The sequence below is a fragment of the Pseudoalteromonas sp. MQS005 genome, from assembly GCF_001661605.1.
GTDB classification, from domain to species: Bacteria; Pseudomonadota; Gammaproteobacteria; order Enterobacterales; family Alteromonadaceae; genus Pseudoalteromonas; species Pseudoalteromonas tetraodonis.
The window spans coordinates 1-11,067 of record NZ_LYRQ01000084.1 but is presented as its reverse complement, the minus strand read 5'-3'; the positions used below and the strand labels follow the sequence as shown (position 1 = coordinate 11,067).

The 11,067-nt window shown below is 37.4% G+C and carries 10 protein-coding genes and 3 pseudogenes; 10 read left to right on the top strand and 3 right to left on the bottom strand.

Features of this window, described 5'->3' with window-relative positions; all coding sequences use genetic code 11:
* Positions 1–236: hypothetical protein (locus A9479_RS18765; protein WP_231893597.1), on the top strand; the 236-nt coding region annotated here is incomplete at its 5' end.
* 77 nt (positions 237–313) lie between these two features.
* Here the strand turns inward: A9479_RS18765 and A9479_RS18760 are convergent.
* A complete protein-coding gene (locus tag A9479_RS18760) occupies positions 314–1,963 on the bottom strand; it encodes a recombinase family protein (RefSeq protein WP_004589241.1) in 1,650 nt (549 codons plus the stop codon).
* 71 nt (positions 1,964–2,034) lie between these two features.
* On the opposite strand from A9479_RS18760, the pseudogene A9479_RS18755 reads away from it, so the two are divergent.
* From A9479_RS18755 to A9479_RS18740, 4 genes and pseudogenes are all read left to right on the top strand, one after another.
* Positions 2,035–2,274 (top strand): annotated as a pseudogene (locus A9479_RS18755) (endonuclease III); the annotation flags it as partial.
* A gap of 236 nt (positions 2,275–2,510) precedes the next feature.
* Positions 2,511–3,218, top strand: coding sequence for an AraC family transcriptional regulator (locus tag A9479_RS18750; RefSeq protein WP_016900424.1), 708 nt, complete (start codon positions 2,511–2,513; stop codon positions 3,216–3,218).
* 134 nt (positions 3,219–3,352) lie between these two features.
* Positions 3,353–4,222 carry a DMT family transporter gene (locus A9479_RS18745; RefSeq protein ID WP_064664258.1) on the top strand — a complete coding sequence of 290 codons (870 nt, stop codon included), beginning with the start codon at positions 3,353–3,355 and terminating at the stop codon, positions 4,220–4,222.
* 123 nt (positions 4,223–4,345) lie between these two features.
* A pseudogene (locus tag A9479_RS18740) lies at positions 4,346–4,594 on the top strand (endonuclease III); the annotation flags it as partial.
* A 205-nt stretch (positions 4,595–4,799) separates the two neighbouring features.
* On the opposite strand, the gene A9479_RS18735 reads toward A9479_RS18740, so the two are convergent.
* The gene (locus tag A9479_RS18735; RefSeq protein ID WP_028834979.1) at positions 4,800–5,354 is read right to left on the bottom strand and encodes a TetR/AcrR family transcriptional regulator; all 555 of its coding nucleotides are present in this window, start codon (positions 5,352–5,354) and stop codon (positions 4,800–4,802) included.
* Positions 5,355–5,443: 89 nt separating this feature from the next.
* Between A9479_RS18735 and A9479_RS18730 the strand changes: the two genes are divergently transcribed.
* From A9479_RS18730 to gloA, 5 genes and pseudogenes are all read left to right on the top strand, one after another.
* Entirely contained in the window at positions 5,444–6,517 is a 1,074-nt protein-coding gene (locus tag A9479_RS18730) for a DUF418 domain-containing protein (RefSeq protein WP_064664257.1), read from the top strand.
* Positions 6,518–6,690: 173 nt separating this feature from the next.
* Positions 6,691–6,762: pseudogene (locus tag A9479_RS20170) on the top strand (endonuclease III); the annotation flags it as partial.
* A gap of 312 nt (positions 6,763–7,074) precedes the next feature.
* On the top strand, positions 7,075–8,985 hold the full coding sequence (locus A9479_RS18725) for an aminotransferase class V-fold PLP-dependent enzyme (RefSeq protein WP_013465293.1): 1,911 nt from the start codon (positions 7,075–7,077) through the stop codon (positions 8,983–8,985).
* Between the two features lie 119 nt (positions 8,986–9,104).
* The gene (locus A9479_RS18720; RefSeq protein WP_064664256.1) at positions 9,105–10,136 is read left to right on the top strand and encodes a serine hydrolase; all 1,032 of its coding nucleotides are present in this window, start codon (positions 9,105–9,107) and stop codon (positions 10,134–10,136) included.
* Positions 10,137–10,190: 54 nt separating this feature from the next.
* Positions 10,191–10,592, top strand: coding sequence for a lactoylglutathione lyase (gloA, locus tag A9479_RS18715; RefSeq protein ID WP_064664255.1), 402 nt, complete (start codon positions 10,191–10,193; stop codon positions 10,590–10,592).
* A gap of 90 nt (positions 10,593–10,682) precedes the next feature.
* Here gloA and A9479_RS18710 read toward each other — a convergent pair whose 3' ends face one another.
* Positions 10,683–10,949 (bottom strand): DksA/TraR family C4-type zinc finger protein, encoded by a 267-nt coding sequence (locus tag A9479_RS18710; protein ID WP_024602991.1) that lies wholly within the window; start codon positions 10,947–10,949, stop codon positions 10,683–10,685.
* Positions 10,950–11,067 lie beyond the last annotated feature (118 nt).

Genomic DNA, 11,067 nt, shown 5'->3' with positions numbered 1-11,067 from the left:
CCAATTCTTTTTTTAATAAATTAAAGGTTTCTATGCAAATTATTTTTTCTAATAATGATGGACTTCAAATGCAAAAAGGATTTGCGCTAGCGATAATTACCAATCAAGGTAAGATTATTCAGTCAGGAATGGTTGTTGAGTCAATGGTCTTTGAAGCCATGTTGGCCCACACTATTGAAACCTTTTGTTCTAAGTTTACAAGTATTGACCCTAATTATTTTAAAGAACCTCAATAGCTAAGCCCTTTAGCTAAGTAATATTAAGTATGGCCTGTTGCAAGGTTAAACTTGCAACTGACCTCTTCGTAATTACGTCAAAAGTCATAACCACTAACTAGCTCACCAGTATGTTTATGCAGACGTAACAAACGCCTCTTATCATTATGAAATTCAAGTAAAAGCTCAAAGTAATCAGCATTTGAGGTACCTAACAGACGCTCAAATACATTATTGAGGCCACCTTTATCGCCGCTAAATGTATTTAATTGTAAACTGATGCTTTTAAAAGTGTCTTTAACTAGTTGACGAATAGCTAGACGTTCGTCGTTGGAAAGTTTTATAAGGTTTTTAGTAATTGATAACCACCGATCAGTTACTTCATCACGAAATGAGTTATCAATTCTAGCTAACTTATTTTTACTAATACTAATCTGCGACTCAACATCACGTGCCTCAGACTCAAGTTTGGATATTTTGTTAGCAATGGCCTGTGGCGGAGTTCCATTTAAAGTCAGAAGAGCCTCAGTAAATAAATCTATATCACCATTAATTTTAACTAAACGCGCCCTAAGATTAGCCTCTTGGCTGTTAATGGCCTCCCTATCTCCACCTTTTAACAAAATACGCTGTAGGTTAACCTTATCTTGGCAAAAAGTGACAACTGCTTTTTCTATCACATCAATTTGGACGGTTGAATTCATTTCACAGTTATTTTTTCGCCGTGCTTCAACACAGCCATATCGTTTATGGCTGCTTTTTACTTCATTCAAACATTTGTTTCGATAAACAACATGTGAACCTACAGACTTTCCGCAATTGCCGCATTTAAATACACCTACCCCAGATAAAATACCAACAAACTTCTGTGATTGTTTAGTAGCGCCACGCTTAGATGAATCAGCGACTAAAAAGTTAAATTCAGATTCACTCATCAGCGGAGGATAATAACCTTTAAGGCCATACTCTGCATTCCCTACTTTTACATTGAGCTCACCAATAAGTGAACGACGCTTAACCTCTTTATATACATTGGCACCAGTATGATGAATAGTGCCTGCACCAAACTCACTATTAATTAACATTGCTATTTTTATGCCGCCATATCCTTTTTTAAAAAGCTCTATTTTGCGGAGCATAATTTTTTTATGATGTGGCTCAAATTCAAATATTTTTTTATCATCATTCCACACAGTCCAACTAGGCGGCTTACCACAATTTACTCTGAATCCACGCTTGCCCGCACTCCAATCATCACACTGCTGTTTCAATACATCTCGTACACGTTGAGATTTGGTTTCACTCTCTTCATTTGCTCGCATGAAGATCATCAACATGGCAAGTAACTCAAACGGGTTTTCATCAATAAGTTGGCTGTTATATTCTTTGTTGTCTATTGCGGTTATTACTGTAATACCAGCATTGATTATCTGAGTTACAATACTTGCGCATTCTGAGACCTTCCTTCTTGACATTCTATCTAGACTTTCAATAAGCAAAACTGAGCCTGAAGGGATATTACCGTCCTCTATCGCTTTTAAAAATACTCCAAATGCACCTTTTTTAATATTATTTCCATGATATGCACTAAGGCCTAGATCTCTCATTGTAAGAGACTCATCCAATAATAATCCTCTTTCCTTAGCTACTTTATTTGCATAATCTAATTGCCTTTTAAGGGAATGTCCCTTGGCTTGCTCTTGAGTAGAAAATCTCACATAGCTGAACAACAAAGGTTTTTCTGACATAGGGCTTTTCAAATCGTTAGTTATCTATTATGAAAGGACTGTATCACAATCTAGTTTAATTATACATTGTCTGGCCCACCATCGCTGTAGATACGCATATATTCCGTGTATCAAACCGTACTAAGCTTGCTATGGGTAAAGACGTGGTTGCGGTTGAGCAAAAGCTCGAAAAAGTGATCCCTAAAGAATTTAAAGTCGATGTACACCACTGGCTGATACTGCATGGTCGTTATGTTTGTACAGCCCGCAAACCAAAATGCGGCAGTTGTATAATTGAAGACTTGTGTGAGTTTAAAGATAAGACTGAGTAATGTTTAGACTGCTTTGATACGATAACGGACATTAGCATCAATAGTTTTCAGAGATATTTTTAGTATCCATTAAACGTAGAGCTATCATCATCTTGACAGTCAACTAAGCCGCCACATTGATCATATAAACTTTAATTAAAAACACCAGTAGAAACTAAGACTTCACTTTAGAATTCATTACTCTAAGATATATAACCCTAATCATAATGAAATAAGGCAATACGTTTTCTATTATTATGAAAAATCTATTATCCATCCGCTCCTATAGCACAAAGCCAGTTCGTCACTCACATCAATTTAATCAGTTGGTTCTACCTTTACGTGGTGTCATAAATATATGTGTTGGTGATTTCAATGGAAAAGTTGCACCAAGTGAATGTGTTGTAGTTAAAGCCAACGAAGAGCACCTGTTCACTGCAAACACTGAAGCTAGGTTTGTAGTCGTAGATATGAAAAATCTTCCGCTAAATATTTCATCTTCACAATGTATTGTTTTTGCAATTAACTCATCTCTTAGAAGTTACTTAACTTTTATCGAAAACCAACTAGAAAACAAAGTTAATGCTCAATTAGAACAGGCGATGTTCGAAATGTTCAGCTTACTGCTGGCAGAGCAAACTTTATTACCAAAGGTAGATAGTCGCATTGGTACAGCAATATCCTTCATAGAGCAAAATATTGCAGAGCAGCTTCAAATTAAATGTTTAGCTGAATCTGCTTTCCTGAGTGAAACACAGTTTAAGAAACTATTTAAAATACAAACAGGTATGACCGTGATGAAGTACGTAACAAAACTTCGAATGGAAAAAGCCCAAGCATTACTTACGCATACAGATTATCCGTTACCAATTATTGGTGAAAAAGTAGGTTATAAAGAACCCTCAGCCTTTAGCCGAAAGTTTTCACAATACTTTGGTCTATCACCAACTAAATTCAAAAAGTAAACTTAGTCGGAATTGTTAACTATTGCGTCTTAATTGTTAAAAACACCCTACATAATTAGCATACTATTTCTATATTGAAGTTATTATAAATAAGTCTCATTGTGGAAAATCATCACGGAAGTTTTAAAGGTGTTATGGCGATTATTGTTGCTAGTTTCTTGTGGGGGACAACTGGTACTGCTGCAAGCTACTCCCCAGATGTAAGCTCTTTGGCTATTGGTGCATTCTCTATGGGGATAGGAGGAGTGTTACTTGTAATCACAGCTCGAAAAAAGCTACTTATAGATTATAAGCTGATGCTCGAACAGCCTAAAATATTTCTCTTAGGTGTCGCTTCTGTCGCTATTTACCCATTAGCATTCTATACCTCAATGCGCTTATCAGGTGTTGCCATTGGTACTGTAGTATCTATAGCCACTGCACCTTTTTTTGCTGGAATCCTTGAACGTCTTATTAGCAAAAAGGACATTTCATTGCAATGGATGTTGAGCTTTGTCATTGGTGCTATAGGTATTGCTCTGTTAACTTTAGGTAAAGACCAGAGTAATAATAATGCTTACAGTATCAATCAACAGGGTGTGGGGATTATTTTAGGTTGTATTGCTGGTTTAACTTATGCAGGTTATTCATGGGCGGCAAGGTGTTTAATTGAAAGTGGCGTTCACTCAACATCGTCCATGTCTGGGCTATTCGGTTGTGCTGCACTATTGTTACTTCCTTCATTATGGTTTACGGGTGATAACTTATTTTCAAGTTCATCTAATGCTTTCGTATCTTTATATATGGCAATAATTCCAATGTTTTTAGGATATTTATTATTTGGTTTTGGTTTGAATTATATAGATGCAAGTAAAGCGACATTAATCACCTTAATTGAACCATTAGTTGCAACTGTTTTAGCTATAGTCATTATTGGGGAAAAATTTAAAGTAATAGGTTGGGCAGGCGTAGCTTTAGTATCACTATGCCTATTGATGCAAACAATCAAACCTCAAAAAAACTAAGGTTAGCCGTCAAAACAATGTAGATATATAGCCCTAAATATGCTCCTGAATTTGCTAAGGCTTAATGTCAGCATATGGCTAAAAGCAGTCCATAGGTTTTCCTTTTGCTATCTACCTTAATTATCTTTTGGCTGGCCGACAATCGCTGTAGATACGCATATTTTCCGTGTTTCTAACCGTACTAAACTTGCCATGGGTAAAGACGTTGTAGCGGTTGAGCAAAAGCTCGAAAAAGTGATCCCCAAAGAATTTAAAGTCGATGTACATCACTGGCTCATTTTGCATGGTCGCTATACCTGTGTTGCCCGAAAACCTAAATGTGGCAGCTGTATTATTGAAGATTTGTGTGAGTTTAAAGATAAGACTGAATAGCTCCCACCTGTTAAGATACGAAAGCGGACCTTAGCTTTGGCTTACCCAGCGTCAAGTTGCGACATCGCTGGCTTAAGTTGTGTCGATTTCCACCCAAAAAAAGAACAGATAGGTAGCAAACTGATCTTTTAAATAAATTACCCACAAGATGTGCTTAGTAACTGTCTTCAGTAAATTAATGTTACATCTATATTCTTGCAGGGGGTTATGAAGCAACCCCACTCTTGAACGATAAAAAAGCTAAATGTGCTGCCTTACCTGAACTGTAATTATCTAGATGACTCATCTTGTAACCTGCGTACAATAAACCTTCAAAAAAATAAAAACCCCAATCAACACAGAAGTGCTTACTTAATAACCCCTCATCTTTCGCAAGTTTTATCAATTCTCGTATCTCGTTATCTTGCTGTTGTATACGAACTTGAAGCTTTTCACTTTTCTGAAACATCTTCTCGAATTTTTGCAAAAAAGCGAATTCCTCGTATAACGGCAAAGTATTTTCGAATACAAGCCTAATAGCATCCAATGAGTCTTTAGCTTTATTTTCAACGGACATATTTACTTCATCAAAGCGGTCTAAACAATATAACGCAATCTCTTCTTGAAGCGCTTCCTTATGCTTAAATTGGCGGTACACCGTTGCTCTACCAACTTCAGCCCTTTTAGCCACGTCAACTAGCGTTGAGTCCTCATTTTGAATAAACAGTTTTAACCCCGATTGAATAATTTTTTTTCTCGAATTATTTGTTCTTGCATCCATTTTATGAGACAGCCTTGTATCATCTATTAAGTTCCATTATGATACAGCAATGTCTCAAAAGTTAAAAATGAATTCTGTGGAGCAAGAGAGTGAATAGACTAATCGGTATTGACTTTGCAAGAGCGTTAGCGCTCTTTGGTATGGTTATTGTCAACTTTAAGTTAGCCATGAACGCCGATATTGGCACACCACAATTAATAGAGTTTGCGGCTCTATTCGAAGGTCGGGCTTCGGCTTTGTTTGTTATATTAGCGGGTATAGGTATTGCGTTTTTAACTAAAAAATGTGTTACCAGTGAATCACTTGAACACATCAAGCAAGTAAGAACCTCTTTGATAAAAAGGTCTGTTTTACTACTTTTGATTGGCTTGGCTTTTACACCTATTTGGGAAGCCGACATCTTGAAATTCTATGCATTCTATTTTTTGATAGCTGCATTATTATTTACTCTTAGCAGCAAGAAACTGCTCAGTGCATCTATCGGTTTTGTTTTTGCATTTCCATTAATGTGGCTATTCTTTGATTACGAAAAAGGATGGGATTGGCTTGAGCTTAGTTATTCTGGTTTTTGGACAACTGAAGGAGTGATTAGACACCTTTTCTTTAATGGTTATCACCCAGTTTTTCCATGGTGTGGTTTCTTGTTATTTGGCATATGGTTGGGTAAACAAGATTTATCCAATGCTAATGTAAGGAAGTCTTTGTTTACATGGTCTTTAAGTATTTTACTTATTGTAGAAGCAAGCTTCTATATGCTGAGAATGTGGGCAGGAGATGACCCGTCTATTGGCATGTCAAAAGATGAAATTGAGTTTTTGTTAACCACGTCAATAATACCGCCGTTGCCACAATATATGTTTTCAGCTGCAAGCTCTGCCGTTCTTGTTTTGCTGGTTTCTCTAAAACTAGCAAGTGTATTTCCTACCAACCGGTTAATTGAGTGGCTAAGCAAAACTGGGCAGTTAACGTTAACTCTGTATGTAGTACATGTCATTATTGGCATGGGAATTCTTGAGGCAACTGGCTTACTCGTTAATCAAACCATAGACTTGTCAATATTTGCGGCATTGGTCTTTTGCATAATTAGCATAATTTTCAGTGTGTTTTGGCTCAAGTATTTTAAACACGGGCCTTTAGAATGGATTTTTAAAAAATGCACTTAGTAGGCCAAAACATTGTTTTAAAAAACTAAAACTATTTAGACTGTTAGCTGTTTAATTAGGGTAAATAATGCTATGTCGATAGTAACAGTCAGGAAGTTAATAAAAGCATCCTATAGGTATTACCTTTTGCATCTACTTTTATTATCTTTCGGCTGGCCGACTCAAACCTTGATAAGTTTGCTATGGGTAAGAACGTTGTTGAAGTAGAAAAGAAGCTCGAAAAAGTAGTGCCTAAAGAGTTTAAAGATAAAGCAGAATAGATCCGTAAATAAAAAACGTTCATTTAGCACGATTGTTAATACTAAACCTCAATTATCAGGCTTATAAGAATAAGCTCAATGATTAATTCATATTCCAGTGTTACTTTTTTGTTTATTCAAAGTAGGTGTCTAACTTTGGCACCTTTCATTTTTCATACCTTGTAAATCAATTCAAATAAAATCTGTTTATTCGTGATTTGGCGTAATTATTGGAACATTTTCAAAGTATTAATTTCACAAGCGTCAATCCTTTAGTTATGCTGTTGAGCATTATGAAATTTTATTACGAGAATTCCTATGCTACCAATACTTCGTATCTTGTTAATTGAGCAAGATCCAGTCACCTTACAAGAGCTTTCAACGAATCTATCGAAGACCATTGTCAATTTTGAGCGAGATGATATTCATATCGATATTATTGAGCGTCTTGAGCTAAAACAAGCGTTGGACATTGTAGAGGAAGATGGTGATATTCAGGCTGTAGTGCTTAGCTGGGATTTGCAAAATAAGGTTGGCGAACGCACTTATAGTCGCTTTATCGAGCAGTTAAAAGGGATCCGCCTTGAGCTGCCTGTTTATGTTATTGGCGATGATACGAAGGGGCTTGAAATCGTTAATGAGTCGGAGGAGATTGAGTCTTTCTTTTTTAAAGATGAGGTAATTTCTGATCCTGAAGCAATTTTAGGCTATATGATCAACGATTTCGATGACCGCTCAGAGACCCCATTTTGGACTGCGTACCGCCGCTATGTTGGCGAAGCAAACGATTCTTGGCACACACCAGGTCACAGTGGCGGCTCGAGCTTTAGAAATTCTCCTTATATTAAAGATTTTTATCAGTTTTATGGTCGTAATGTGTTTGTGGGCGACTTGTCGGTTTCTGTTGATTCGTTAGGATCATTATCAGATAGCACCAATACCATTGGCCGTGCGCAAGAGTCAGCAGCGGCGACGTTTGAAGTCAAGCATACCTATTTCGTTACCAATGGGTCGTCTACCTCAAATAAAATCATCTTGCAGACATTGCTGCGTAAGGGCGATAAAGTGATCATCGACCGCAATTGTCATAAGTCTGTGCACTATGGCATTTTGCAATCAGCGAGTTTACCTGTTTATTTGTCGAGTATTTTAAATCCAAAATATGGCATCTTCGCGCCGCCGTCGTTGGCCGACATTAAACAGGCGATAGAACAAAATACCGATGCGAAATTGCTAGTCCTTACCGGTTGTACTTACGATGGCCTACTGAGTGACCTTAAACAGGTGGTCGATTTTGCCCACCAACATGGTATTAAAGTATTTATTGACGAGGCATGGTTTGCTTACTCGCTGTTTCATCCAAGCCTACGATACTATTCCGCCATTCATGCTGGCGCTGACTACGTCACTCATTCGGCGCATAAAGTGGTATCGGCGTTTTCTCAAGCGTCTTATATTCATGTTAACGACCCCGATTTCGATGCTGATTTCTTTCGTGAGATTTACAGTATTTACGCCAGTACATCGCCAAAATATCAGCTTATCGCGTCGCTTGATGTGTGCCAAAAGCAATTAGAGATGGAAGGCTATAAGTTACTCAATGCTTTGTTGAACCATGTGGAAGAATTTAAACAACAGATGGCTTCACTCAAACAAATTAAAGTACTAGGTAAGCAAGACTTTATGGAAATATTTCCGCACTTCAGTGGTGATAACATGGGTCACGATCCGCTAAAAATTCTCATCGACATAAGCGAATTACCTTATTCGTTAAAGGATATTCATAAATACCTGCTGGATGAAATTGGCCTAGAAATAGAAAAATACACTCACAGCACCATCTTAGTGTTACTGACGCTTGGCGGCACGCGCTCAAAAATAATTCGTCTTTATAATGCGCTCAAAAAACTCGACAGCGGTAAAGTGAAGTTGTCAAAATCGACGCGACGATCTCGCTTGCCTGAAAACCTACCAGCCATAGACTTAGCATGTATTCCAAGTGATGCTTTTTATGGCGAGCGCGAATCTGTGCCTATCGGTAAAAGTAACAACCGTATTTGTGCCGGTTTAGTTACCCCCTATCCGCCAGGTATTCCGCTTTTGGTGCCTGGCCAGCATATTACAGAGGAACATATAGAGTACCTTAAAGAGCTAGCTGGGCAAGGTTTGACTATTCAAGGGAGTTTCGATGGTGAAATCTATGTTCTTAAGGGCAAAGTTAATAAGTAAAAATATACTTTAATACAGTCGAACTCCTCATAACTAAAAAGCAATATCACATGATATTGCTGTTTAGTAGAGTAAAAAGCTGATCCTCACACTCCAAAAATAAATGAAGCCAGAATGCAATGATACAATTGAAGAACAAAAAAGCGCTTACACTTCTGCGGATTGCAGCTCTCATTGTTACTCTTACTAGCATATACATTTTTGCCCCTTGGCAGTTTGCTTTATATTACTTTCACCCACTGCCCGCTAACGTTCAAGCACAAACACAAGAGGCTATTGAACAAGGAGTCGATGGCATTATTGTGTATATTCATAAACAAGGACAGCAACCTGAATATTTTGCAAATGGTTGGCATAATAGAAAGCACAAAATACCCGCTTACCCTAGTGCACTTTTTAAAATTGGCAGCATTCGAAAGTTATATGATGCAGCAGCTTTAACTAAACTTTCAGCCGCTGGACGTATTGATGTAGATAAAACACTGGCTGATTATCTTCCATCATTAATTGGACGCATTGAAAACGCAGATAAAATAACACTACGAATGATGGTAAAACACAGAAGTGGCATACCCAATTACACAGACACTGATAATTTCGATTGGTCAATCACCTACCCTGACCCACTTGCATTAGTACTCGATAAACCCGCTGATTTTAGCCCTGATGCTGACTATGGCTATTCTAATACCAATTATTTGTTGCTGCGAAAAATTATGTCTAACGTGCTGGGTTATGATCATAACCAATATATTAAAGATGAAATTTTAACGCCACTGGGCCTAACGCATACGTTTTCATCTGTACATGAAATCAATTTAGTAGATTTGATGAGTGGTTACTACGTAGGTTATGAGAATGATTTTAAAGCACTCGATCAAGGCTATGTGGCAACCGCACAAGATGTAGGTGACTTTATTTTTGCTTTAAACAAAGGCACTTTTTTCGACGAACAAGAGCAAGCTTTGTATGCATCACTTTATAAGTATGAACACACAGGTTGGGTATTAGGGTATTCAAGCATTGCTCGTTATTATAAAGATATCGATACAGTCGTTGTGCAGTTTATAAATACTAACGGCGATGATACTGTGATGCTCACAGAAATAATTTATAATCGGATTATTGATATTTTAACTGCGCAGCAATAGTAGTTAAAACTAGCTGCGTTATAAAAATTTATATGAATTTTAAAGAGGATTTAAATGCGTCTACTACACACCATGTTACGGGTTGCAGATCTAGATAAATCAATTGCGTTTTATACTCAAGTACTTGGTATGAAAGAGTTACGCCGTGCTGATAACGAAGAGTACCGCTATACCCTCGCCTTTATAGGCTACGGTGATGAAACTGACACAACAGTGCTTGAACTGACCTATAACTGGGATACCGACAGCTATGATTTAGGCAATGCCTATGGTCATATCGCGATTGAGTTTGATGATATCTATAAAGCCTGTGCTGATATCAAGGCCGCTGGCGGTAACGTAAGCCGTGAACCAGGTCCAGTAAAGGGTGGCACAACAGAAATAGCGTTTGTAAAAGATCCAGATGGCTACTCAATTGAACTTATTCAGAAAAAAGAAAATATGAATAAATTTTAGTAAATATATTTAATAGGTTTACTAAGCGGCTTTTTAATTATTTAAGCTTAACTCTGATACAATTTTAAAAAAGGTGCTGTATGCACCTTTTTATCGTAATTGACTATCTTTACTGCCACGCCGATTAAGCCCTTTAGAAAGTGCGCCTTTACCTTCTAGTTCAACTTGGCAGCTTACACAATACTTAACACCTGGTAACGCAAGTCTTCGTGCCTGTGGTATTGGTTCATCACATTCTTCACATAGCTCGGCACTGGCTCCAGAAACTAAGTTACTTCTAGCATATTGCACAGCATCATTAACGCTGGCGTCGATTTGATCTTGAATTGCACCATCGCGTGCCCATCCACTTGCCATATAACCTCCTATTTATTTGGACGTTTATATGTAACCTAACATAGGTGAAGTTTATTTAAGCTGAATATAAGAAAGGGAAAGATGCTAATAAAATTTAGGAGTTATTATATAAAATATT